Below are 24,257 nucleotides of genomic sequence, written 5' to 3'. Positions count from 1 at the left end.
ACACATATTGATTGCCAAAGATTGCAATGTAAAATGAAGATACGTTCGGTTTGGTTGTCGAAAGAGGAAAGTAAGTGATCGACAGGCGCATCAAGTTTCGCCACATTCAGTGTTTTGTTCAGATTTGTCGGGAACAAAGCCTCAAAGTTGCGGCCGAGAAACTGTTTCTGACCCAGCCAGCCATTTCAAAGACGCTGAAAGAGCTGGAAGAGATTATGGGTGCCACCCTGCTGGTGCGGAACCGATCAGGTGTGTCCCTAACAAGGCAGGGAGAGGTCTTTCTTCATTTCGCCGAAATGTCACTTGCAGCGATTCAGCAGGGTTTTACGGGCGTTGAACAGGTTGGGGCGCAGGGGAAAACACGATTGTCAGTCGGTGCGTTGCCTTCGGTCGCCGCGCGCCTGATGCCGGATGTAGCGACAGAATTTGCAGAACTGGCGCCGCAGACAAGTCTGCGAATTATGGACGGCCCACATGGATATCTGGTTGAAAGATTGCGGCTGGGAGATTTGGATCTTGTGATTGGCCGCTTGGGTCAGGCTGACACGATGCAGGGAATTTCGTTTACGCAGCTCTATGAAGAGAGGGTAGAATTTGTCGTCCGCGCCGGGCACCCGTTGTTGTCCAATCCCGATGTAAAACGTATTGGCGAGTGGCAAGTTATCTATCCCCCAGAAGGTTCTGCTATACGATCTCTGGTAGATCGGTTCCTTATTGCCCATGGTGTCGGCGAGATTGAGCAGCGTCTGGAGACCGTTTCGGGGGCCTTTGGACGTGTTTACACACGCAGGACGGATGCGGTTTGGGTTATCTCGGCAGGGGTCGTAGCTAACGAAATCGCGGATGGCCACATGGTTGCTTTGCCTTTCGAAACATCCATTACGCGCGGCCCTGTGGGGTTGATGCATCGGCCGGATGACATTCTGTCTCCGCAGGCTCAGGTGTTCAGCCTTGCAGTAAACAACGTGCTGGATCGGTTAGGGTTGAAATCGAGTTAGCAGGGAACCTGGGCGCCCTCTGCAATAGTCGGAGGCGCATCATTCAATGCATCCCGCGCAAAACCAGCAGCGGCCTTGTATTTGGCCATGAATGTAGCACGTTCGTCCGCTGGGATAACGTCGTCGATGTTATCGAAGTCTCCCCCACAGCGGTCATTGACTATGTTCAACAGCCCAAAAGGCCCGGCCCCACGATTGCGTAGAATCAATTGGGAAACGGGTTCGCACAGTGTTTCGTTATAGTCTGCAAGCGCGTCCAGGTTCAGGCCATGATCCAAGAATTTTGCGCCAAGCGTTCGCGCATCAATGATGGCTTGGCTAGCCCCGTTCGAGCCGGTCGGATACATCGCGTGTGCTGCATCACCCATCAAGGCAACCGGACCGTCCACCCAGCTTGGGATAGGATCGCGATCGATCATCGGGTTTTCGTATGTGGCATCTGCATTGCGTATCAGTTCGGGCACGTCGAGCCAGTCATATCTCCAACTGTCAAAGTGATGGGCGAAATCCTCGGTGCCTACCTGTCTGAACCATCCGGTGGTCTCGTGGGCGGTAGGATCATCATATGTGACTTCGGCAATCCAGTTGATCAGGGCCATCCCGGTTTTGGGATCAGGATGCGAGATCGGGTATATCACCATCCGGTGCTTATGCGTGCCAAGCCCAACAAAGGATGAGCCCGTTCGTATGGGTTGCGCCAAGGTCGTCCCGCGCCACATGATGGCCCCGCCCCAATGGATCGGAGGTTGTTCGGGGTGCATCTGCGCCCGAATTGCTGAATGGATACCGTCTGCACCGATCAAAACGGTTCCGGTTTCCCGGATTTCTCCGGCATCTGTCTTCAGTATGGCCGTGACGCTTCCATCCGGGTTGATCTCGTATCCTGTGGCCCGTGCTCCCAGACGAACATACGCGGCCCCAGCGCGTTCAACAAAACAGCGATACAGGGCCATTTGGAACTCGCCACGATGAACGGCGTATTGGGGCCAATGGTACCCCGCATAGGTTCCACGGGGTTCGGCGTAGATCTCTTGTCCTTTAAGACCCAATAGCGCCCATTCTTGTGCGGGGACTCCAAACCGATCAAGATCTTCTGGTGTAATCCCAAGGTCAAAAAGCTCACGCACCGCGTTGGGTTGTAGATTGATTCCGACGCCCAACGGTTTCAATGTGCGTACGCTTTCAAACACCACACATTCCACCCCGATCTGATGCAGGGTCAGCGCAAGAGAGAGTCCTCCAATTCCGCCGCCAGCGATGAGTACGCGTCGATCAGTCATGCTGCGTTAGCCTTTTCTGAGGAGTCGTCTGGTGAAAGCGTTTAGTTCCGCTGTTTATCGGTGCCAAACGACAACCGCAGATCCGCGCGATCCGTTCCGGTTCAGGATGGTGCTCTGCAGCGGTACACAAACGGGCACGCAGACAGGCCAGTAAGGTTTCGGTGGTCGCCTGCATGAATGAATGGGCAAGTCCGGATGGATCACTTCTAGACAGCTCTGCGCGGCCCTGTCGCCAGCTTTCATAAGTTAAAGTGATTTTGGAAGATTGCCATCTAGCGCTCTCTTTCTCAACAAATGCTTCAAAGGCATCACCTGCCGGTCCTTGGGCGAGTCGTGTCGCCAGCATGCGCGCATGTATTCCGTTGGCCCCCTCATAGATTGTCGTGACCCGTGCATCGCGATAGGTCTGTTCGATCCGATACTCGCGCAGATAGCCATAACCCCCTAAAACCTGCATTCCCAGTTCTGCAGCGCGCATACCTGCCTCGGTGCAATAGACCTTGGTAACGGGCGTCAAAAACTCGACCAGATCAGGATTGCTGCCATCTTCCAGCGTGACGAAGGCAAGATGCGCCATTGCCCGACCGCTGATTGTCAGCCAGTCAATTTCGTCCAGCATGCGGCGCACGTCTGCATGTTGTTCCAATGTGACCTGAGCTCCGTCTGAACCCCGCCCCTGAATGCGTTCGGCTGCATAGCTGCTGGCTATGTCATAGGCGCGCGCGGCATGGGCAACCCCTTGCAAGGCAACATCTGCGCGGGCGTGGTTCATCATCGTGAACATTGCCGTCAGGCCCTGACCTTCTTGCCCGATCAACTCAGCCTGCGCCCCGTCGAACGCCAACTGACAGGTGGGAGAGGCGTGAAGCCCCATTTTCTCTTCAATCCGGGTCACGCTGACCGCATTTCGGTTGCCATCGGGCAGGGTGCAGGGGCAAAGAAACAGCGACAAGCCTTTGACACCATCATTAGAGGTACGTGCAAGAACCAGATGTAGAATCCGCTTGCTGATGTTCTGATCCCCGCCCGAAATAAAGATCTTCTCGCCCGTGATGGACCAGCCTTCGTTACTCTGTTCCGCTTTGCATCTTACGCGTGAAAGATCAGATCCCGCACCAGGTTCGGTCAGACACATCGTCGCCAGCGTTTCCCCGGAGGCAAGCGGCGGCAGGTGGCGGTTTTTCTGATCTTCGGTGCCAAAGCGCAGCAGCGTTCGCGCCGCGCCGGGGACAAGACCCGTCACCATCTGCATGCTGTGATTAGCGCCGGAAAAGATCTCGGACGTGATCGCGAGCATCAGCGCGTCCATGCCCTGACCGCCATAGGATTCGGGCACAGTCAACGACGGCCAACCCTGTTCTGCATAAGCGGCGTAGGCGGCACCAAATCCATCGGGCATCGAGACGCGACCGTTGCGCAGCGCGCATCCCTGCATGTCACCGGGTTCGTCCAAGGGCGCAATTTCGCCTTCGGCGAAAGCTGCGAAATGCCCCCCGATCTCGGAGGCAAATTCGCTATCCCAGTTAGCCAAGGCGCCTGCCTCGGCAATGTGGTTGAGCGAAAACATAATGTCTTCTAGAGGGGCCTGGAACGGTTTCATTCGGTGTCTCCAATACGGAAGAACGTCAGGTATCATTCGTTCTAGAATGGGACCGGTGCCGCTGTTCCCATCTTTTTGATTTCGGTAGCGTAGGGCGGGCTAGCAAACCCGGTGATAGGCGATTTCCACGGCATCAGACCGGCGGATGCCAGCGCAGATGAACAGGGTATTGTTCACCCAGCGGTATCGTTCGTCGCCGGTTTCCAGACGAGCAGCGGTACGCATGTAGTACAGCGCAGGGTCCACATCTTCACCTTTGGCAAGGCAGTCCATGACTTCGGCTGGTCCGTGCCGCGTGCCGATGTTGACGATTTCGATTACAGCGCCGTCTCTGGTGCGCAGGGCATATCGCGTGTCCAAATGAGTTGCGCCGTCTTCGAATATCGTTTGCCAGTCAGCGCCGAGGTTTAGAACGTCACCTGTAATGTCAGGTCCTAGCGCCGCACCCCCAACAATTGGAATGATGCGGCGTTGACCAGCCCGTCCTTGCCCAAGCGAAAGGGGGGAGGACAGCTCGACCCGAAGGGTAAAGCTATGTTCGAGAGTAGGGACGGGGATCTGCATTAGTCCATCAGCCCCAGCAGGCGTGCGGCATTGTTCTTGATAATGTCCTCGCGCAGGTGGTTCTTGATATCGATTGCTTCGAAATCAGCCAACCAGCGTTCCGGTGTGATCATTGGCCAGTCAGAGCCGAACAGCACCTTTTTCCTAAGGATCGAATTGCAATACCGCACTAGGATAGGGGGGAAGTATTTTGGCGACCAGCCCGACAGGTCGATATAAACGTTGGGCTTGTGCTGCGCGACTGAAAGCGCCTCTTCCTGCCAAGGGAAGGACGGGTGCGCCATAATGATCTTCATGTCCGGGAAGTCGACGGCAACATCGTCAAGAAACATGGGGTGCGAGAATTTCAGGCGCATCCCATTGCCTCCAGGCATGCCGCTGCCGACACCGGTCTGCCCAGTGTGGAACAGGCCAATGCACCCATGCTCCGCCAACAAATCATAAAACGGATATGCCATACGGTCATTGGGATAAAAGCCCTGCATCGTCGGGTGAAATTTGAACCCATTGACGCCGTGGTCTTCGATCAAACGCCGGGCTTCGCGCACTGCCATTTTGCCTTTCCAGGGATCAATTGATGCAAAGGGGATCAGGATATCGCTGTTGCGGCTTACCTGCTCAAGCACTTCGTCATTCGAAAAGCGGCGATAGCCGGTTTCGCGTTCGGCATCGACCGGAAAAATCACCGCTGCAACGTTCTGCGCGCGAAAATGAGCTGCCGTTTCATCAATGGTCGGTTGCACGATCTTGGCGTTGAAGTATTTCGCCATGGCCGCTTGCAGGTCATCATAGCCATCGTCGCTGTGGCACCCGCAAGGTTCTTCGGCATGCGTATGAATATCGATTGCGCGGACTTTGGAGATATCAACCATATCCGTGTTCCTTTCTTAAATCGAAACAGTCACTGGATCGGCATTGTTGTACAGCCGTTCCAACAGGTCTTTGCGTCTTGTAAGCACCTTTCGGAAATTAAGGTTTCCCTTGGCCGTCATCTCGCCTTCCGGCATCGAAGCGGGCTCACTAAGAACGATCGCGCGCGAGATCAGCGTCGAACTGCCCGAGATTTCCCGTGCCCGCTCAGCAAGACGGCGATGGATTTCTCCTTGCAGCAATTTGCAGACATAGGCGCCATCCTGGTCGTTCACATCAAACCCTTCGCGTTTCAGCTCAGCCACGTCTGGGAAAATCATCACGCCGATCTGATCCCGGTCGGCTCCAGTTATCACCAGATCAGTCGCCAGCGGCGCAAGGCAGGTCAGCATATCCATACGCAACTGGGCTGCACGGACCCATGTACCGGTCAACAGCTTGAAGTCTTCTGAAATGCGGCCGTCAAACTTCATGCCCTTGTTGACGTCATTCATGTCGATGAACTGCATTGCGTCGCCAGTGATAAAGAAACCTTCTTCGTCAAAAGCGTCTTTGGTCTTGTTAGGTGCTTTAAAATACCCCGGCATCAGGTTCGGGCCTTTGACCCGCATTTCACAACGCATGTCTTCATCGGGGATAAGTTTGAGCGTCACACCGTTCATAGGCACGCCAACAATGCCCGACCGATCGATCGGTTCGCTTTGCATCATAGTGGCGGGGGCCGTTTCGGTTAGCCCCCAGGACGATGTCATCAGGGGAATTTCACCCTTGACCTCCATGGCCATGTTCTCGAAGCCCGTCCAGATTTCCTGTGGAAGAGACGCGCCAGCGTAGAATACAAGATCGAGGTCCTGGAAAAAGCGTTTGCGCAGATCGGTATCGTTCTGCAGCGCGCCCAGCAACATGGAATACCCGACAGGGACGTTGAAGCTGAGTGTACCTGTTACCATCGACAGGTTTTCAAGCGTGCGGTCGAACAGGCCTTTGACCGGTTTGCCATCGTCGATATAAAAGCTGCCCCCATTGGCGAGCATCATGTTGAAGTTGTGTGATCCGCCAAACACATGGTTCCATGGCAGCCAATCGACAACGCGCGGCGGCCGGGTGCGCAAAAAGGGTAGGGCGTCTGCCAACATAGTCTGGTTGACGCACATCATGCGTTGGGTGGTCATGACGCCTTTGGGTGCCGAGGTTGATCCACTGGTCATCAGAATCTTGGCTACACTTTCAGGGCCAACTTTGGCGTAGGCGGCTTCCAGATCAACGCTTGCATCACCCTTCAGCAGCTCCTCGAACGGAGTCACATTGGGTTTTTGTCCCGTGCGCGAGGCGATAATCTCGATACCATCGAGCGCATCCAGAGCCAATGCTTCGCCATATTGATCCGCATCGATGACATACGCCATCTTTGGGCCCACCAGTTCGATCGCGTGTCGCAGTCGACCATGTGCTCCGTGGATCAGTGAATATTGTTCGGCCACCGGCGCTGTAGGTATGCCCACATATTGCGCTGCCAATGACAGCAGCCCGTGGTCAACACCGTTGCCAGACATGATGATAATCGGGGTGTCAGGACCCATGCCGCGCGCCAGCAATGCGCTGGCGATTGCGCGAACTTTTTGCAAGGTGCTCGCATAGCTTTCCTCGCGCCAGCCTGCGCCGCTGCGTTCTGCGATGAAGGTGCGGTCCGGAACCTTCTTTGCCCAGTCCTGCAGCCAGACGCCAGTCTTCTCAACAACCGGGCCCAATGCATAGTTGGAACGCAGCAGGATGGTGCCGTCGGGCCGGTCTTCGCGAGCAACCGAGTGGGCCAGAAACTCTGAGGTGCGTTTCAATTTCCTGTCTCCTATCTGGATTTCTCGATCGCTTTCATCACGGTCAAAACAGTGTCGAGTGTGTCTTGATCGATACCGCGCAGCAGCTGTTTTTCATGTGCAGAAACTGCGGCAACTGCCTTGTTGTAAAGCTGCCGACCGGCCAGCGTCGCCTTGAGAGCGTAGGCGCGGCGGTCGGTCGGCACGTGGTCGCGCACGATCAACTCGCGGCGTTCCAGCTCGTCGATGATGACCACAAGGTTTGGGCGTTCGATGTCCATCGCATCAGCCAGCTGAGACTGGCGCAGGCCAGGGTTGTCGACGATCATAACCAGCGCGGTGTACGTCAACATACGCAGATCAAAGGGCTTTAGCGTTCGGGTTAGATCGTTTTGGACAACGTTGAAGGCGCGTTTCATGTGGTAGCCGATAAAGCCACGCAACGTGCTATCGTCGACGTCTATGACTTCGGCGGCTTCAGTTGTGGAAGATACAGTTTTTTTCATCGTCCTACCTGAAGTTCGGGGCGCGCTTTTCAAGGAAAGCGTTTAAGCCCTCCTGTGCGTCGGGGGTGGTTTGTGAGAGGGCAGCGGCAAGAGATTCTGTGTACAGCCCATCGGCCTGAGACATGTCGTTGATCCGGGAGATCGATTGAACCATCAGATAGTTTGACAAGGGGGCGTTGCGGGAAATCTTACCGGCCAGTGTTCGCGCCAACTCCATCGCCGTTCCATCTGCGACTGAGTAATGCGCAAGGCCCAATGAAAGCCCTTCGTCCGCACCGTATTTGCGACCGGTGAGCATCATCTCGGTCATGCGATCCGGCCCTAACAGGCGACCAACGCGCGCCGTGGCGCCACCGCCGACAAAGATACCACGCCGACCCTCGGGAAGCTGAAAAATGGTGGATGCTTCTGCGATTCTAACATGCGTAGACGCGGCCATCTCCAAGCCGCCACCGATTACAGCGCCGAACATTGCCGAGACTGTGATCAGCCCCCCAAACTGGATCTTCTCCATGACGGTATGCCAATGGCGCGAATGATGCAGGTTGTCTTCGGCGGAGCGGTGGACATGCTCGGACAAATCCAGACCCGAACAATAGTGGCCCTCCACGCCAGTCAGGATAACAACGCGAACATCTGCGGGTGGATCGAAGTAGAAGGCTTGTAGCGCCTCCAAAAGCTCTTCGCACATTGCATTGCGTTTGCCCGGACGATTCATGGTCAAAGTCGCGATCGGGCCTTCGACCTGGATATCGAGAATGGGTTCAGACATAGGGGGCTCCTTAACGAGGCGGCAGACGCACTGCACCATCCAGACGTATTGTGGTTCCGTTCAAGAAAGGATTTTCAACGATTTGTTCGGCCAGCAACGCGAATTCATCGGGTTCACCAAGACGGGCTGGAAAGGGAATGTTCGCAGTGATTTTTGCTGCAATATCCTCGGGCAGACCCTCCATCATCGGCGTGTGGAATAATCCTGGTGCTATCGCCATGACGCGAATGCCGTTTTGGGCAAACTCGCGTGCAGCGGGCAGACACATCGAGGCAATCGCGCCTTTCGACGCTGCATAGGCTGCTTGGCCCAATTGACCATCTTGCCATGCAACCGAGGCCGTATTGATGATCACGCCACGTTCGCCGTCGGATAGCGGTTCCAAATCGAGCATGCGTTTGGCCGCATAGCTCATGACGTTATAGGTACCGAACAGGTTCACGCGCAGGGTTTTCTCAAAGACATCGAATGAGAGTTTCCCTTCACGCCCAACTATGCGTGCGGCCATGCCAACACCGGCACAACTGACTGCGATGCGAGGCGCGGAGCCTAGGGTCCCGGTGACTGTGTCAAATGAAGCGGCAACTGCAGCTTCATCGGCAACATCCGTTTGTACGGCAAAACCATCAATCTCCTGCGCGACCTGGCGAGCCGCTTCGATGTTGAAATCCAGGATGGCAACCTTTGCGCCCTGGGCAGCAAAGCGACGCGCGGTGGCTGCTCCCAGACCGCTACCACCCCCGGTGACCAGAGCAACATTTCCGCTTAAGTACATGAGGGAACCTCCATTTTTGTATGATCAATCATTGTTTTGTCTCATATCTATTTTTTGGATAGACGGCGCACCGTTTACTAAGTTGTTTAGTTTATGGAATTAGAAAGAGCGTGATGGCGGGGAAAAGCACCAAAATGATGACCCGGACAATGTCAGAAGTGACGAACCACATTACAGCCTTGTAGGTTTCTACCATTGGGGTGCCGCGATCCATTGCGTTGATGATAAAGAGGTTCATCCCGACTGGAGGCGTGATTAGTCCGACCTCCACAACAATTAGAACCAATATCCCAAACCAAATGGCGACATGTTCGGGACTTATTCCAAAATCTAGAACGCTGATGACCGGAAAGAAGATCGGGATCGTCAGCAGAATCATTGAAAGGCTATCCATTAGGCAGCCAAAGACCAGGTAGAACGCCAGGATCAGGGTTAGTACCATCCACGGGCTCAGACCCAGGCCAACTACCCAATTGGAAAGCTCCTGAGGCACCTGAGTCAACGCAAGGAAGCTGTTGTAAAGGCCCGCGCCCAACACAATGAAAAAGATCATTGCGGTGCTGGTTGCCGTAGCAATGATGCTTTCCACAAAGACTTTCCAGTTTAAATTTCCCGAGACCAGAGCGATCAACCCTGTACCCGCAGCCCCTACTGCAGCGCCTTCTGTGGGTGTAAACCAACCCAGATAGATTCCTCCCACCACAAGGCCGAACACCAAAAGTACAGGCCATACATCCAAAAGCGCGCGCATGCGCTCTGCATATGGGATGGCCTCACGCGTTCCAGCAGAGTCAGGGTAAAGCCGGACGTAAATTGAGATTGTGATTATATAACCGATCGCGGCCAGAATGCCTGGTACAAAGGCTGCAAGGAACAGCTTTGCGATGTTTTGTTCGGTCAGTATTGCGTAGATTACAAGGATCACTGATGGCGGGATGAGAATCCCCAGGGTACCACCGGCCGCCAGCGTCGCAGTCGAGAAACCACCAGAATAACCATACTGACGAAGCTCTGGTAAGGCGACCCGGCTCATGGTTGCTGCTGTCGCCAGCGATGATCCGCAAATTGCACCAAATCCGGCGCATGCACCGACTGCGGCCATCGCAACGCCACCCTTGCGATGCCCAAGCCAGCTTTCGGCCGCTTTGAATAGGGCCGACGACATGCCGGAGAGGGTGGCAAATTGGCCCATCAACAAAAACATCGGGATGATGGTCAGCGAGTAACTGGAGAACGTCGAATAGGTTTCGGTCTTTAGCTTGGCCATGAACATATTGGTTCCGCCCATGGCAAAAAAAAGTCCGCCGATACCGCATAGAAACATCGCAAGGCCAATCGGCGCGCGCAGAAAAATCATAGTCAGAAGGATTGGAAAGGACAGGTAGCCCAACTCAAGCATGCTCAATGGACTGACTCCCCGGCATAAGGAAGTATGTGACGCCCGGTAACCAATTCAACGGCTCGCGCGATGGCGCAGTAGATGGCAACCATTGAGGCGACGACAGCAGCGAGAAAGCTCAGCCCATAGGCCCACCACACCGGGAATTGCAAAAGGAAGGTGGTTTCACCGTAGGCCATCTTGCTTTCCATGCCGACGTACAAACGCCATGTTATAAGAACGATCACGACTGTGAGGACCAATTCCCAGAAGGTAATGAGGGCCTTGTTTGCTTTGATTGGAAGTGCGTTTGTGAATACATCGACCGTCGCGTGGCTGCTGTAGAGCTGGCATATCGGCAAAAAAGCAAAGATCGAAAAGGCGACACCGGCCTCCACTAGCTCAAAGTCCCCGTTTAGTGGACCAACGCCTGTCGCAATTAATGCACTTGCAGCAGAGTCAGAGATGGATTTCAAAAACTCTGAATGACCAAACGTATTCAGCCCGCGTCCGATGACGCTGACGCATGTCAACACGACCAACAGGGTTAGGACCAGTCCACCTGTGATGGCCATGAAGCGCGCAAAGCGTTCCACCAATCTCTGCATGATGATCTCCGGAAAAGTGTCCCCAGAGCTTTAGATCGCTCTGGGGAGGAAGTCGCTTAGTTCGAGTGTTGCTCGATCAGTTCAAGCGCTCGGGAACGGAGGCCAGTACCGTCCATTCCTTTTTCGTCCATTTCGGCAATCCAGGCATCAGTGGTGGGCTGCGCGGCAGCTTTCCACTCCGCAACCTGTTCTGGCGACAACGTTATTATATTATTGCCGCGATCCACGGCCTGCTGTCGTGGGCCTTCGTCGTCCATTTGCATCTGTTTGCCAGCAAATGCCGAGAACTCAAGGCCTGAGTTTGCATCAATGATTGCTTTCAGGTCGTCAGGTAGAGCATCCCAGCGGTCCTTGTTCATCGCGAAGATGAAGGTCGTGGTGTAAAGCGAGTCATCACCAAAGGTGGTGTGGTTGTCGACCAGCTCATTCACTTTTAGGGCGCCGGTGACCTCCCAAGGGATGACTGTGGCGTCGATTACCCCTTTGGACAGTGCTTCAGGAACCGCGGGGACGGGCATGCCTACCGGCGTCGCTCCCAACGAGCCAAACATACCATTGGTCACGCGCGTCGGTGCGCGAAGTTTGACACCGTTTAAGTCTCCTACACTTTCAATTGGCTTCTTTGAGTGGATCAAACCTGGTCCATGTACCCAGAGACCAAGAACCTTCAATTGCTTGAAGTCTTCATCCATCATCGTCTCTTCCGCTAATTCCCAATACGCACGGGACATGGCTTCGGCATTTGTCATGGTAAAAGGCAGCTCAAATACCTCGGTGCGCGGGAATTGACCCGGCGTGTATCCCGCAACAGTCCACACGATGTCCGCCACTCCGTCGATGGCCTGATCAATCAGTTCAGGGGGTTTCCCGCCGAGCTGCATGGCCGGGAAGCGCTGGATTTCGATGCGCCCGTCGGATTCGGCTTCGATCTTATCCGCCCAGACATCGAGAATGTTTTTGGGAACATTTGCCTGTGCGGGCAGGAATTGATGCATGCGCAAAGTAACGTCTGCCGCGAATGCACTGGTGGTCACGGCGCTAAAGGCAATTGCTGCTACCGCAGTCTTGAGAATGGTTCTGCGAGTTTTCTTCATGGTCTCCTCCCTTGATGACCTCAAAGCCGTTGTGTCATCGACAACAATTGGCCTCTACAATGATTATATCGCATAACAATATGCATCTAGATTTTTCGTTCTTTCGGTTCTTGTAGTTGGCATAGGCCGGGGTGTAGTGGGTCTGACTCTTGCGCGTTTCAATAACAGTTCATTGCTTTTTGTATGACTTTTAGACGCCGGGTTAGCCGGTACCAAAACTGCTTAGATCTCCACCCAATCCCGCGCAGACAGCAAGCTATGCCCGCGCCTAGAACTCCTCCAGAAAGTAGTTTGCCTATACAAACCCAAAAGGTAAATTGATGATTTATAGGTTATAGTTTCTAATTTGAGAAACTATAACGTTGCCTTCTATGGGTTGGTCGGGATGTGAAATTGGTTCACTAAGTGCAGAATCAGCTTCAATTTGGCGTTCTAGGCCTTGTCTTCTCGCAGGGCGGTTTCAATCAACTTTAAAAATACACCACGGCTTACGTCATCCAACCCGTCCAAAATGTCATTTTGAAGATTGAATACGACTGGAAGAGCCTTTTGAAAAAGCTCGTTGCCTGCTTCTGTCAGTCGCACTTCGCGTGCACGTCGATCTTTGGTGCTTACTGTGCGTACTACCAATCCTTTCTTCTCAAGCCGATCGATTACGCCTCCGATGGTGGCGCGATCATAAGCAATGAGAGTCGCGACCTGAGCCTGATCCAATCCGGGTACTGAGCGAACGGCGTCCATTGCCGAAAACTGGACAGGCGTTAGATCCAATCCTTCTTGTTGAAGTTTGGACGCAAAAACCTGTGTGGACTTCTGGTGCAAACGCCGGATCAGGTGTCCGGCCATGCGAGTCGCTTTCATAGAGGCCTCAAAGGTTGGGTCTTCTGGTTTCGGTAGTCTCCTGCAGATACATTTAGGATGCAATAAGATATGTATACACATTATTCTTGCGTCTTTTGGTTAATAAGTATACATACTAATTTGGACTTTCGTTCGGGTCTTGTCAGAAGAACTTTGCTTGAGGCGGGAAGGGCGGTTGCGTAGCTTTTTCCCATGACCAGACCTGCCTCTTTCAAGTACTTCAAAACCAGCCCAGAGATCATCCGCCTTGCGGTGATGCTATACATCCGTTTCCCGCTATCGCTTCGAAATGTCGAAGATCTGTTGCACGAGCGAGGCATCGACGTGAGCCACGAAACTGTCCGATATTGGTGGAACAGGTTTGGTCCAATGTTTGCAGCTGAGATCCGACGGAAGCGTGTTCAGCAACTGCGCGCCTTCTCCAAATGGAAGTGGCACTTTGACGAGGTTTTCGTGAAGGTTAACGGCAAGCGGCATTATCTTTGGCGGGCCGTTGATCATGAAGGCGAGGTGCTGGAAGCCATTGTCACTAAACGCCGAAATAAGCAGGCTGCACTGAAATTCCTCAGGAAATTGATGAAGCGGCACGGTTGCGCCGAAGAGATCGTCACAGATCGCTTTGCTTCCTACAAGGCTGCGCTCAGAGAAATGGGCGCGCTCGAAAAACAACAGACGGGCAGGTGGCTCAACAACCGCGTCGAGAATTCGCACCTTCCTTTCCGACGGCGCGAACGTGCGATGCTGCGTTTCAGGCGCATGCGAAGTTTACAGAAATTCGCCTCCGTCCATTCCTCTGTCTACAACCACTTCAACCAGGAAAGATCGCTAGCCAGTCGAGATACCTTCAAGCTGACTCGCGCCGCCGCTCTTAGCGAGTGGCGTCAACTTTGTTCCGGATAGGTTCGCGGTTTCCGCAGCAAATTGAGACTGGTTCGAATTAGTCTGACAGCACCCGCGAAGGCAGCCACGAAATCCGGATTTCCAAGGCTGAGGCAATTGCCAAGCGGCTCACGGCCGGTGCTTTGAAGGGCGACACGAAATTGCTGATGGCGCTTCTTAAGCTGGACACAGATCTGTTCAACGCAAGTGAATTGGACGCGCAAGAAAGCGTCCGTGCGGTTGAGCCGGACGCTGTCGACTACGACATCCTCCGAGATTTCTTTTCCAGCCAACTGGACGGTGACGGCGGTGCGGAAGATGAGGAGGCGGAAGATGACGGCTCCTGATCCAAAAATGGTCCTGCAAGCAGCGCGCGAGGTTTGCCGGGACAATTTCTTTCCCTTCGTGTGGCGTGTGTTTGGCACGCTGCATCAAGGGACTGACCGCAGCTTTGATCCGGCCTGGCATGTGCGGGCCATGTGCCATGAGTTGGACAATGTCCGTCGAGGCGAAAACAAGCGACTGATCATCAACATCCCGCCACGTTGCCTGAAATCGGTCACCGTGGCCGTTGCATATGTCGCTTATCTTCTCGGTCACAACCCCAGCGCCAAGATCATCGTTGCCAGCTATGGGTTGGATCTGGCGCGCAAACATTCCGAAGATTGTCGTCGGATCATGTCTGCGCGCTGGTACCGGGAAATGTTCCCTGAAACGGTCTTGGCTAAAAAGGGCAACACCTCAGAAGAAATCCGCACCACAAAGGGAGGCAGCCGTAAGGCTGTCTCCATTGGAAGTTCTGTCACCGGTCATGGCGCCGATTACATCATCATCGATGACCTGCTGAAAGCCGGAGATGCCGGCTCCGAAGCCGAGCTGGTCAAGGCGCAGGAGTTCATTGAGGGGACCTTGTTGTCGCGCTTCGACAATCCGGCCGAAGGGCGTGTGGTTATGGTTGCGCAACGGTTGCACGAGATGGATCCGCCGGGTTATCTGCTGGACTGCGGTACCTATCGGCACCTGAACCTGCCTGCCATCGCCGAAGAACATGAGGTGGTTCCACTTGGGCGCGGAAGGGTCATGCGCCGCAAACCGGGTGATCTCTTGTGCCCGTCCCGTTTGGATCAGGACACGCTTGATACCAAGCGTCGCGAAATGGGCGCGGCCGTGTTCAATTGCCAGTATCAGCAGAACCCCATTGCTCCCGACGGGTCGCCCTTGCGCTGGGAGTGGTTTGGCACCTACGAGGCCATCGAAGATCGCCGCTGGTTCCAACTGGTGGTTCAGAGCTGGGATACGGGCATGTCGGCAGACCCCCGATCTGATTTCTCTGTCTGTACAACCTGGGGGTTCCGCGAAAATGCGTGGTATCTTATCGACGTCTGGCGCGGGCAGGTAGACTACCCAGACCTGAAAGCCAAGGCACTGCAACTTGTCGGCCGTTGGGATCCCGATCGTGTCCTGATCGAAGATGCGGCCTCAGGCAAACCTCTTTTGGACGAGCTGTTTCGTGATGACCGTCGGCGCTACGAACGCATTAAACCCGACAAGGACAAGGAAACCCGGTTCCAGTCCGCTTGCGGTCCTGTCGAAGAGGGCAAGGTTTATCTGCCTGCAGATGCACCCTGGCTGCCGGTGTTCAAACGAGAGCTTCAATCCTTTCCACGCGGACGCAACGACGATCAGGTCGACAGCTTTGCCCACTTTGTGAACTGGTCCAAGGGAGTGGGGTTCTATCGGGCGCTAGGCCATGATCATCAGATAAACATCGAACGTCGCGAGCGCCGTCGCGAGCGGATCAGACGGCGGTAGAACCTCAGCGTCAAGCTTGAAAACTCGTTGAATAGTACTGGGAGGGCCGATGTCGGACCAATCCTGAGAGCGGCCCCAATGACCGCTCGCAACCACAAACCGGTCTAATCGCTAATGCCGTCGGATGACGGCTTTGAGCCCAAATTGTCGGATGCTGCAGTGTCCAGCAAAGACCGCTTTCACCGCAAAGCTGGCCTTGTCGGGCGAACGGAAATGTCTATGCACACGCTCCGCGAAACGCTACACATCGCTGTCGAGAAGACGATCAAAACGCTCGACCAATCGGACAGTGCGCAACTCGGTCTCAGCGTCGCAAGCTTAGTGTCCGTCAGATCAAGTCTGAAGTTTTACAACTGATCGCTCGGGGAGCGGCGATCCGTCCTAGGACTAAACCCGCAGTAAGTCGCCAGCTGGATGGTCCGAACAGAGGCGCAGGTGAGCGTATGATCGGTGGCCCGTAAACTTACGCAGGCCGCAAAATCACTCATCAAGGTCTTGCGCTGCCGCAACATCGCTCTCGCCAGACGGAACTTTGTTAATCAGAAACAATGTATTGAGGTAGTTGGTCTTGTCGACCCCCGGAAAGCTAGCAGTGTGAACATTCTGCACGCTGTTATCATGAAAAAGCCCATAAAGAGCAGCAACAAATCTGTTCGGGAAATCCGGGTGCCTCTCAGACGACATAACAAACGCATAGGGTTCGTAACTCCTTTGCTGTTCGGGCGGTTCTTCATACTCGCAGGTAGATTTCGTCCCAGGCGAGGCTGATATCGTGGCGCGAATTATGTCCAGATCCCCATAATACCGGGCAAGATACCCGTCGCAAAACCTGGCCACGGCATCCTTATGGTTTTCGAAGACCACTAAGCAGACCTTGGTCCTGTTGTCCTCATCACTTCTCTGCCGGTCGGACATGACCCGTTTCTCGATCGAGGTCCCGCTGACATAACCCCATACCGAAACATTTGTGTTGAGTTTTTCAAGCTTTTCGTCTGGCCCGCGATATCTGAGCTGAATGTTGTCCTTAAACCACTGACGAAAGTCCTGTTGCCTTAGACCACTGTCTGCGTCTTTCTTGAGGTCAGCTTCCTGGTCGGTATCCCGTGCTGCCCAGACCTCTTGCACGATTCCTCCGCATTCCGTCGTATGTCCGAGTTTCTCTGTCTTTATCAGGAAAGCCCCCTTTCCATCAATCCTGTCTTTGGCTTTCAGTTCCACTTGGCCACCGTTTGCAACGAAGTAAATCTGAGAAAACTGAAGCGCGCCCAAGCTGTTACTGCCACGCCTAGCATGATCCGCAAAATTCATGGCTCGGTTTAGCGTCAGTGTTGTCGGATCGCACAACAAATCGTATCCCCCAACCCCGGAGTTCAGAAATTCGGTACGCGCCTTGGAATCGACGGGCATTTCCTTGGGCACATAGCCAGTGCGCGCCACGGCTTTCAGGCACAGATCATAGAGGAAGCCATTGTACCCTTTTGTGTTTTCATCCCACCAAACGTAGGGTCGGGCATCCGTACGAACGCCAACGATCACTTCTCCTGACTTATCGTGGCTCTGCGCAAGAGCTGGGCATACCAATAAGCAATTGATCAAAAGTGCAGCAATTAGTGTTTGCATTAAGTCACCTCAACCTTAGCCGCGTTACCTTCGGCAGATTCAGCATCGTGCCAGTCCCGCAGAATCCGGGTAAAAACATACATGACAATCATTCCAACAAACGCCGAATAGAGTGTCGAGTAAACGATCATTCCTCCGTCTATGGAGTCAAATGCCGTCAGGTTGTTTCTACGCGCGAATATTGAAGATCTGATGTATTGGCCAGAAAATCCGAGGAACCCCATCGTCGTCCCAACGGTAAGAAGCACAAACCAAGTTGCAAGACGTCGTTCGTTAACTTGGTTCTGATCTTCCGGCGGGCTTCGCGGCCGGTCGGGCGCGGGCTCACTTTTAGCTTCGTCCAAACGTTGTTCTGTGGGCCCTGCTACAGGATGGTACTGTTTCTCGGTCGATTTATGGGTCGGCAAGGCGTCCAGTAACACGACAATGAACACCGCTAGAACCACTCCGCGCAGCTTAGGGATAGCCTCATATTCAAACACGTAAGGTATCCTGTCGACCGCCAGGTCCCACCCCCAGTTCTCAGTCACAGCCGTCAACCAAATGAAGACACCTAGCACGATCAGCATCGTCAAAAGCCAGGAAATCAAGACCATCATAAAGTATTGGGGAAGCAAACCTGTCATGCGTGCTGACCAGGTGTTTTGCCAGCGACTCTGGTTCTTGAGATAGGTGCAAACCATCAGCGCAACGCCCAATGGCAGGCAAAAACTGAATAAGGCCTCTAAGAACTGGACCCAAGCGGGCTCGAACCAGTTGTCGACAGTTTGCGAATACTGGAGCCCATAAGAGAGCTTTCCAAGTGTCAGGCTCCATGCCAACGTCAATAGAATCGTCGATATCGAAGTCCAGACAAAAATCCGGATCGCTTCCCGGGTGGTGGCGTCTTGGATTCTAGACTCGTTAATTGTATTGTCGGTAAATTCCTTTAGCAGTGCCCTCGCCTTTTCATATTGGCGCGCCCAATGTGCCTGGTTGCCGTTCCCGCGCGTGACGATATCATCCGCAACCTGCAGAATAATTCCACGCTCGATATACAAAGCGATCAGCAAACAAAACCCGTTGACCAGTTCGTCTGCCCTTTCATTGATCCTTTCCCATTTGATCAACCTGTCAACATGAACGTCGCCGTTATCGGCGTTTTCGTCGCCGTCCTTTTCCGCGGCTGGTTTTTGTTCGGCCAGAGTACTATCCGTTTGAGTGTGAAAGTTGGTCAACTCATCCAGCGTGGCCACGAACTCTTTCCTTTGAATGCGAAGCTTGTCTTCCAATTGTAGAAAACGCTGCCTATCCGAGACGCGGTGCAGTTTCAGTTTTTTGTCCAAAATCCAGTTGGATGCCGCGAAGATGATCAGCAGTTTCTGCTCGAAACTCCGCGGGTCCATATCCAGCTTTCTCAGAATGTGATTGCAAGAGTCGATACGCTTCCAGTCATTCGCGTCGATCATTAACCCATCCAGCTTGTAATCATGATCCTTCGGTAGTGAGATTTTGCGATGGCGAAGTGTGTCGCGGATATTCAGCACATGTGTTGGTATACCTGCCAGCCTGTGCGCCCAATTCCGCGCCTGCTCTTCCAGACGCTTGAGAACAGGGACTGAAGGGGCAAGGCCGACCATGATCAGAGCAACGCCCAACGACACTTTGGGATCGATACCTGTTTTCGACTGCGTGGTAGAGCCGTCGGCGTTGCTCCCGATCGTTTCCGCGCCTCCCCCCAGTTGCGAGCCCGATGACCCGGGAAGTCCCAGCAAAGCAAAAACGTTGGAGAAACCGCAGACTAAGAAATACACGCTCAATATCATGACCGTATATCCTATATACGCACGCATCACTACGGTGCGTCCGCGCAACTGATCCGGAGGGAGCAGCTGCATCAATTCGTCAAGATTGTATCGCTCTTCGTAGTTTGCCCGGTTGAATTGTTCGAACGAATAAAAAACAACTACTATGGCCCCGAATAGTAGGCCAAGCCAACCAGATGATTCTGACATAACGGTATCTCTGACGTTTTAAAAAGCTTATGCTAATCGATTAGCGGCATTCACCCGGCGGGCAGGTTTGCGCCACAACAGCGGCAGGGGATGCAAAAGTCAGAAAAAAAGAGAGTAACACGAATCGCATACGATCACCTCAAAAGTGTCTCTAAAGGGTTACTTCGCCAAATGCTCTCAAAACTACTGCCTCACAGGGAATTAGCGCCAAGCAATACCGACAGCGCATACGTCAACGGATTTTTAAAAGTTTTCTAAATTATTACCAATATTGTGCACAAAAAAGTCCTAAAGTCAAACCAGCCGCCGTGCCAGAATCTCGAGATTTACGTTCAAACCAATACCAATGCAGTCGGTTTTAGTAGTCTCGAGACGGATTGGGCCGACTTGATGAGAGAGGATTTGGGGCTTTTGAATCATCCATTCAGATCAAGTCTCGCAAATACGTTGCGTGAGCGCCGTCTATAGAAATCGCGGACTAATTCTTCGCCCATGCAGCGAATGACCGGTTTTTGCCCGGCGCGTTTTTCACACCATGCGCACTGCACGTAAAGCGGACCTTCACAAGCGTTCCCTGAACGGCGGCAATCGCCAAAAAGCAGACATTGGTTCTAGTCCCACCGACGTCAGCTTTGTCCGCATGGCGGACATTCATGCAAGCTGTAGCGAATGGCTGTTTCGAGCCCATAAGAGACCTTGGCATTCGACACTTTTAGGGGGTTTAGACTTTTTGTGTTAAGCATATTTACTGCCGAAACGGTCTTGTCAGAAGAACTTGGCTTGAGGCGGGCCGGGCGGTTGCGTAGCTTTAGCCTATGACCAATCCTGCCTCTTTTAAGTACTTTAAAACCAGTCCCGAGATCATCCGCCTTGCGGTGATGTTGTACATCCGATTCCCGCTCTCGCTTCGGAATGTCGAAGACCTGTTGCACGAGCGAGGCATCGACGTGAGCCACGAAACTGTCCGATATTGGTGGAACAGGTTCGGGCCGATGTTTGCTGCTGAGATCCGAAGAAAGCGTGTTCAGCAACTCCGAGCCTTTTCAAAATGGAAGTGGCATGTGGACGAGGTTTTCGTGAAGGTGAATGGCAAGAGGCATTATCTTTGGCGGGCCGTTGATCATGAAGGCGAGGTGCTGGAAGCCGTTGTCACCAAACGCCGAAACAAGGCTGCAGCACTGAAATTCCTCAGGAAATTGATGAAGCGACACGGCAAAGCGGAAACCGTCGTCACGGATCGCTTTGCCTCATACAGAGCCGCGCTCAGAGAACTGGGTGCGCTCGAAAAACAAAGGACGGGCAGGTGGCTCAACAACCGCGTCGAGAACTCGCACCTGCCTTTCCGACGACGCGAACGCGCGATGCAACGTTTCAGGCGCATGCGAAGTTTACAGAAATTCGCCTCCGTTCATTCCTCCGTCTACAATCACTTCAATCAGGAACGATCGCTCACCAGCCGAGACACCTTCAAGTTGACACGCACCGTCGCTCTTGCCGAGTGGCGCGGTCTTTGTGCCGAATAAAGGACAGCTCTACTGGCCTAGCTGAGACTGGTTCGAATTTGTCTGACAGAACCCATTTTGAGAAAAGATGGCTTGGTGCTATAGTTGAGCCCTTGTTCAGTAGTTTTTTATAACGCGACCCATCTCGCAGATGGGCAAGCATCAATAACAGTCTTTCGATTTTGATCTGCAGGAGGCGACGCTTATGGACGCCAACGACTTCCTCGATAATGTTAGCAATGCGCTCGAAGACAACAACATCGAAGAGCTTGAACGACTGGGTGCCATGTTTGTTGAAGGCGGTAGCCCTGAGCACCCCTTTCAGCCCAACATCCAGTTGCGGGGGCAAGATCCAGACGATGCCGATGAGAGTGCCGCAGCGATGGCGGCCGCAAACGGTTGGGCCCGCGGGTACCGTCTTGCGAAGTTCCGTCAACGCCTGCGTACCGGTTATTCTGGCCCGATCATAGTATCAGAAGGCGACAGTTGGTTTCAGTACCCCTGGCTGCTTCACGACACCATAGACAACTTGATAGAGCCGTTCGCTGTGAACTCACTCGGCGCAGCAGGCGATACGCTGTCAAATATGCTTGCGATGCGGGAATACCGGCAGGCGATCGCCAAGCAAAACGCGGATGTGTTCCTTTTCTCGGCTTCGGGTAACGATGTACTCGGCGGCGGCGACTTGGCGTTGCTGTTGCACCAGTTTGAGCCAGGAATGGAGATCGGCGATATCATCCGGACCGATGCGGTTGGGGCCACGTTGGCGCGCGTCGAGGATGGCTATGAGTTGGTTATCCGCGATGCCCTTTCGGTGCGTCCCACTCTTCGAATTTTCTTTCATGGCTATGACCGCCCGATACCTCGTCGCGGTGGCAAGTGGCTTGGAAAGCCAATGGAAAAGCTGGGGATTCCCAGAGCGTTTCAAGGGGCGATCACAGGATATCTGATCGACCTTTTGAATACCCGAATGCAGCGCCTTGAAGGTCGGTTCCCTGGTCGCGCCCATCATGTGGACTGCCGCGGCCGCGTTGGGAATTCTGCCAACAGCTGGTATGACGAGCTTCATCCACGCAACCCGGGCTACGCCCGTGTTGCCGCCCTTTTTGAAGCCCAAATCCGTTCCTCAGAAGAGATTGCCCGCCCGAAACCCGGCATCAGCATTTCGGTCGAAGATGAATCCGCGACACCGTTTGATCTTGAACTTGCGGCATTGGAAGCGGCTGCCGCGGAGGAGGCGATCATCGACGGGTCTACCCCAACGTTGATTGGTGCCGCTTCTAGGGGGCATTTGAGTCGGATGGACATGGAGATCCTCGAAGACTACCAGGAACTTCAGCGCCAAGAGGCGCGCCCTGACAAGGAGAAACGCCTTCGCGCGCGTCGCCACATGGTGCCTAACGATGACGATCGTGCCTTCGAGCGTATTTTGGGCAAGTCCAACCTGTTTCCGGTCAACTACCTTTCCCGCGGGGCACGTAAGGCTGCCGCGGTTGCGAAAATCCAGCTGTTCGCCCGCGGGGAGATTCCAGTCGGCTCGGGATCGGGTTTCCTGGTGGGGCCGGGGCTGTTGCTGACCAATAATCACGTCATCGCCAGTCGCGATGCCGCCCGGCGTGCGAAAGCGATATTCAACTATCAAGACAATGATACTTTTCAACCGATGCCGACAGTGACTTTTGATGTTACCGACGACATCTTCTTAACCTCGGATCGTACCGCGCTCGATTTTACCTTCGTGTCGGTGCGGATGGATAATGATGCAGGTGACGACCTCTCCAGGTTCGGGCAGTTCACCTTGATTGAAGAAAGCGGCAAGGCCGTGAAGGGCGAGCCGGTTTCAATCATCCAGCACCCGAGGGGCGACAGAAAAAGCATTGCTCTTCGGGATAGTACGATCATCGGTGTAAAGGGCGATTTCATCTATTACAGCACCGACACAGAGCCGGGCTCTTCCGGTGCGCCGGTTCTGAATGACCAATGGCTTCCAGTTGCTCTGCATCATCGCTCGGTGCCACACCCGACCGTTCCCGACAAGTGGATCGCAAACCGAGGTATTCGGATCAGCCAGATATTCCGGCATGTGCGTGAGGCCGCGCAGCAGGGAGACGCAAGTGCACGAAACATAATTCGACTCGTCGGAGCCGAGTCAGTTGAGGTGCCCGACCCACTTTCCGCACCTATGGGCCAGCTTCGCAAAGGTGAGGACCATTTTCTTCCCGGATTAAATGCGGATTTACCGGCCGGCGAGATTGGCACTTCGGGGGAAGCCTTTCGGCCAGATCGCTGGGACGGCATACCGGGGTACGACCCGAATTTCCTGAGTCAACGGATTGAGTTGCCGTTACCCCCTGAAGAGACGGGGATACTTGAGGTCAATGGTCGGCCTGATCTGCCCTACAAGCATTTCTCGGTTGTGATGCACGCGGATCGTAAGCTCGCCATGATGACGGCATGCAACACTGACGGCAGCCGCCTGCGCCGTCTGCACCGTTCAGGGGACTGGCGTATTGATCTGCGGATTCCCCGGGCGTCCCAGATCGACAACGAGGCGTACCGCCATAACGACTACGACCGCGGACATCTGGTGCGGCGCCTCGCGCCAATGTGGGGGACCGAGGACGATGCCCGGATGGCGATGGCGGATACGTTTCATTACACCGTTTGTGCACCTCAGCACGCGCGCCTCAATCAAGGTGTTTGGTTGGAGCTGGAGGATTATCTCCTCGACTGGGCTGAACGGAATGCCGCCAAGCTTTCGATCTTTACCGGTCCCATATTCCGTGCGGATGATCCGGTCTATCGTGGCATCGTGCAGGTGCCGTCGGATTATTGGAAGATCGCTGTGGCCGATACCCCGGGGGGGCTTCGCGCCGTAGGGTACCTCCATACGCAAAAGAACCTCATCCCGACTGTCGAGGAGGCATTCGGCGATTATCGAACGCATCGATTGCCAATACATGTAATTGGCGAACTGACGGGTTTGAAAACCAGCGACTTCCAAGCATTTGATGTTGCTGGTGGTGAATTTGAAAGCATGGCCGCACGAAGAGAGGTAAACGGACCAGAAGATCTGGGCCTCTGATCAACAACATGTTGGAACAGCGATAAGCATGAGGGAAAAGTTCGCGCTAAACAACTGTTTTGGATTGAAAAAAATTAACTCAGATTTTGCTGGTGAATGTTGGGGCGAGGGGCGGCTACGGAGACCCAACAATCAGGTGCGACCCGGATCAGAAGCGTTTCAAAGGGATTTTGAAGGCTGGCAGACGCACGTTTAGTAAACACACAGCATTCAATAGAAATCGATTTGACACGTCTCCGCGTGTA

General features: G+C 54.0%; 20 protein-coding genes. 6 read left to right on the top strand and 14 right to left on the bottom strand.

Annotated elements, in window-relative coordinates:
- Positions 1-74 precede the first annotated feature (74 nt).
- Positions 75-998 (top strand): pca operon transcription factor PcaQ, encoded by a 924-nt coding sequence (gene pcaQ / locus ACXADZ_RS09735; RefSeq protein ID WP_171669722.1) that lies wholly within the window; start codon positions 75-77, stop codon positions 996-998.
- On the opposite strand, the gene ACXADZ_RS09730 is transcribed toward pcaQ, so the two are convergent.
- From ACXADZ_RS09730 to ACXADZ_RS09675, 12 genes are all read right to left on the bottom strand, one after another.
- Entirely contained in the window at positions 995-2,278 is a 1,284-nt protein-coding gene (locus ACXADZ_RS09730) for a flavin-dependent oxidoreductase (RefSeq protein ID WP_475195719.1), read from the bottom strand. The two genes, pcaQ and ACXADZ_RS09730, sit on opposite strands and share 4 nt — an antisense overlap.
- Positions 2,271-3,878 carry an acyl-CoA dehydrogenase family protein gene (locus ACXADZ_RS09725; protein WP_475195716.1) on the bottom strand — a complete coding sequence of 536 codons (1,608 nt, stop codon included), beginning with the start codon at positions 3,876-3,878 and terminating at the stop codon, positions 2,271-2,273. Before ACXADZ_RS09725 ends, ACXADZ_RS09730 begins: the two co-directional genes overlap by 8 nt.
- A 99-nt stretch (positions 3,879-3,977) precedes the next feature.
- Positions 3,978-4,442, bottom strand: coding sequence for a DUF3237 domain-containing protein (locus ACXADZ_RS09720; RefSeq protein WP_475195714.1), 465 nt, complete (start codon positions 4,440-4,442; stop codon positions 3,978-3,980).
- Positions 4,442-5,314, bottom strand: coding sequence for an amidohydrolase family protein (locus ACXADZ_RS09715; RefSeq protein WP_475195712.1), 873 nt, complete (start codon positions 5,312-5,314; stop codon positions 4,442-4,444). Before ACXADZ_RS09715 ends, ACXADZ_RS09720 begins: the two co-directional genes overlap by 1 nt.
- Positions 5,315-5,329: 15 nt before the next feature.
- Positions 5,330-7,147 carry a feruloyl-CoA synthase gene (locus tag ACXADZ_RS09710; protein ID WP_475195709.1) on the bottom strand — a complete coding sequence of 606 codons (1,818 nt, stop codon included), beginning with the start codon at positions 7,145-7,147 and terminating at the stop codon, positions 5,330-5,332.
- 11 nt (positions 7,148-7,158) lie between these two features.
- Positions 7,159-7,632 (bottom strand): MarR family winged helix-turn-helix transcriptional regulator, encoded by a 474-nt coding sequence (locus ACXADZ_RS09705; RefSeq protein ID WP_475195705.1) that lies wholly within the window; start codon positions 7,630-7,632, stop codon positions 7,159-7,161.
- 4 nt (positions 7,633-7,636) lie between these two features.
- Positions 7,637-8,404, bottom strand: coding sequence for a crotonase/enoyl-CoA hydratase family protein (locus ACXADZ_RS09700; RefSeq protein ID WP_475195700.1), 768 nt, complete (start codon positions 8,402-8,404; stop codon positions 7,637-7,639).
- 10 nt (positions 8,405-8,414) lie between these two features.
- Complete coding sequence (locus tag ACXADZ_RS09695; RefSeq protein ID WP_475195697.1) at positions 8,415-9,179, bottom strand: SDR family NAD(P)-dependent oxidoreductase; 765 nt, start codon at positions 9,177-9,179, stop codon at positions 8,415-8,417.
- 91 nt (positions 9,180-9,270) lie between these two features.
- Positions 9,271-10,584, bottom strand: a complete 1,314-nt coding sequence (locus ACXADZ_RS09690; RefSeq protein ID WP_475195692.1) for a TRAP transporter large permease — start codon at positions 10,582-10,584, stop codon at positions 9,271-9,273.
- Positions 10,581-11,165 (bottom strand): TRAP transporter small permease, encoded by a 585-nt coding sequence (locus tag ACXADZ_RS09685; RefSeq protein ID WP_475195687.1) that lies wholly within the window; start codon positions 11,163-11,165, stop codon positions 10,581-10,583. Before ACXADZ_RS09685 ends, ACXADZ_RS09690 begins: the two co-directional genes overlap by 4 nt.
- 56 nt (positions 11,166-11,221) lie before the next feature.
- Positions 11,222-12,259, bottom strand: coding sequence for a TRAP transporter substrate-binding protein (locus ACXADZ_RS09680; RefSeq protein WP_475195685.1), 1,038 nt, complete (start codon positions 12,257-12,259; stop codon positions 11,222-11,224).
- A 432-nt stretch (positions 12,260-12,691) separates the two neighbouring features.
- Positions 12,692-13,120 carry a MarR family winged helix-turn-helix transcriptional regulator gene (locus ACXADZ_RS09675; RefSeq protein ID WP_475195682.1) on the bottom strand — a complete coding sequence of 143 codons (429 nt, stop codon included), beginning with the start codon at positions 13,118-13,120 and terminating at the stop codon, positions 12,692-12,694.
- A gap of 192 nt (positions 13,121-13,312) precedes the next feature.
- On the opposite strand from ACXADZ_RS09675, the gene ACXADZ_RS09670 reads away from it, so the two are divergent.
- The 3 genes from ACXADZ_RS09670 to terL all read left to right on the top strand — a co-directional run bounded on the left by ACXADZ_RS09670 (position 13,313) and on the right by terL (position 15,811).
- Positions 13,313-14,020 (top strand): IS6 family transposase, encoded by a 708-nt coding sequence (locus ACXADZ_RS09670; RefSeq protein WP_475195681.1) that lies wholly within the window; start codon positions 13,313-13,315, stop codon positions 14,018-14,020.
- Between the two features lie 146 nt (positions 14,021-14,166).
- Positions 14,167-14,346 (top strand): hypothetical protein, encoded by a 180-nt coding sequence (locus ACXADZ_RS09665; protein ID WP_475195679.1) that lies wholly within the window; start codon positions 14,167-14,169, stop codon positions 14,344-14,346.
- Positions 14,333-15,811, top strand: coding sequence for a phage terminase large subunit (terL, locus tag ACXADZ_RS09660; protein WP_475195676.1), 1,479 nt, complete (start codon positions 14,333-14,335; stop codon positions 15,809-15,811). Before ACXADZ_RS09665 ends, terL begins: the two co-directional genes overlap by 14 nt.
- Positions 15,812-16,291: 480 nt before the next feature.
- On the opposite strand, the gene ACXADZ_RS09655 is transcribed toward terL, so the two are convergent.
- Entirely contained in the window at positions 16,292-17,347 is a 1,056-nt protein-coding gene (locus ACXADZ_RS09655; RefSeq protein WP_475195671.1) for a hypothetical protein, read from the bottom strand.
- 83 nt (positions 17,348-17,430) lie between these two features.
- A complete protein-coding gene (locus tag ACXADZ_RS09650) occupies positions 17,431-19,425 on the bottom strand; it encodes a hypothetical protein (protein ID WP_475195667.1) in 1,995 nt (664 codons plus the stop codon).
- Positions 19,426-20,240: 815 nt separating this feature from the next.
- On the opposite strand from ACXADZ_RS09650, the gene ACXADZ_RS09645 reads away from it, so the two are divergent.
- Together ACXADZ_RS09645 and ACXADZ_RS09640 are read left to right on the top strand one after the other, a co-directional pair.
- A complete protein-coding gene (locus tag ACXADZ_RS09645) occupies positions 20,241-20,948 on the top strand; it encodes an IS6 family transposase (RefSeq protein WP_475195665.1) in 708 nt (235 codons plus the stop codon).
- Between the two features lie 184 nt (positions 20,949-21,132).
- On the top strand, positions 21,133-24,012 hold the full coding sequence (locus ACXADZ_RS09640) for a DNA/RNA non-specific endonuclease (RefSeq protein ID WP_475195660.1): 2,880 nt from the start codon (positions 21,133-21,135) through the stop codon (positions 24,010-24,012).
- Positions 24,013-24,257: the final 245 nt, after the last annotated feature.

It is taken from the genome of Ruegeria sp. ABM4_193 (genome assembly GCF_056158705.1).
The sequence above is the reverse complement of the archived record's forward strand: the minus strand, read 5'-3'. Positions and strand labels throughout refer to the sequence as shown.

Excerpts from the sequence above, each read along its gene's own strand:
- ACXADZ_RS09730 (WP_475195719.1), bottom strand. The coding sequence starts at position 2,278 with ATGACTGATCGACGCGTACTCATCGCTGGCGGCGGAATTGGAGGACTC.
- ACXADZ_RS09725 (WP_475195716.1), bottom strand. The coding sequence starts at position 3,878 with ATGAAACCGTTCCAGGCCCCTCTAGAAGACATTATGTTTTCGCTCAAC.
- ACXADZ_RS09720 (WP_475195714.1), bottom strand. The coding sequence starts at position 4,442 with ATGCAGATCCCCGTCCCTACTCTCGAACATAGCTTTACCCTTCGGGTC.
- ACXADZ_RS09715 (WP_475195712.1), bottom strand. The coding sequence starts at position 5,314 with ATGGTTGATATCTCCAAAGTCCGCGCAATCGATATTCATACGCATGCC.
- ACXADZ_RS09705 (WP_475195705.1), bottom strand. The coding sequence starts at position 7,632 with ATGAAAAAAACTGTATCTTCCACAACTGAAGCCGCCGAAGTCATAGAC.
- ACXADZ_RS09700 (WP_475195700.1), bottom strand. The coding sequence starts at position 8,404 with ATGTCTGAACCCATTCTCGATATCCAGGTCGAAGGCCCGATCGCGACT.
- ACXADZ_RS09695 (WP_475195697.1), bottom strand. The coding sequence starts at position 9,179 with ATGTACTTAAGCGGAAATGTTGCTCTGGTCACCGGGGGTGGTAGCGGT.
- ACXADZ_RS09685 (WP_475195687.1), bottom strand. The coding sequence starts at position 11,165 with ATGCAGAGATTGGTGGAACGCTTTGCGCGCTTCATGGCCATCACAGGT.
- ACXADZ_RS09680 (WP_475195685.1), bottom strand. The coding sequence starts at position 12,259 with ATGAAGAAAACTCGCAGAACCATTCTCAAGACTGCGGTAGCAGCAATT.
- ACXADZ_RS09675 (WP_475195682.1), bottom strand. The coding sequence starts at position 13,120 with ATGAAAGCGACTCGCATGGCCGGACACCTGATCCGGCGTTTGCACCAG.
- ACXADZ_RS09670 (WP_475195681.1), top strand. The coding sequence starts at position 13,313 with ATGACCAGACCTGCCTCTTTCAAGTACTTCAAAACCAGCCCAGAGATC.
- ACXADZ_RS09665 (WP_475195679.1), top strand. The coding sequence starts at position 14,167 with ATGGCGCTTCTTAAGCTGGACACAGATCTGTTCAACGCAAGTGAATTG.
- terL (WP_475195676.1), top strand. The coding sequence starts at position 14,333 with ATGACGGCTCCTGATCCAAAAATGGTCCTGCAAGCAGCGCGCGAGGTT.
- ACXADZ_RS09650 (WP_475195667.1), bottom strand. The coding sequence starts at position 19,425 with ATGTCAGAATCATCTGGTTGGCTTGGCCTACTATTCGGGGCCATAGTA.
- ACXADZ_RS09645 (WP_475195665.1), top strand. The coding sequence starts at position 20,241 with ATGACCAATCCTGCCTCTTTTAAGTACTTTAAAACCAGTCCCGAGATC.
- ACXADZ_RS09640 (WP_475195660.1), top strand. The coding sequence starts at position 21,133 with ATGGACGCCAACGACTTCCTCGATAATGTTAGCAATGCGCTCGAAGAC.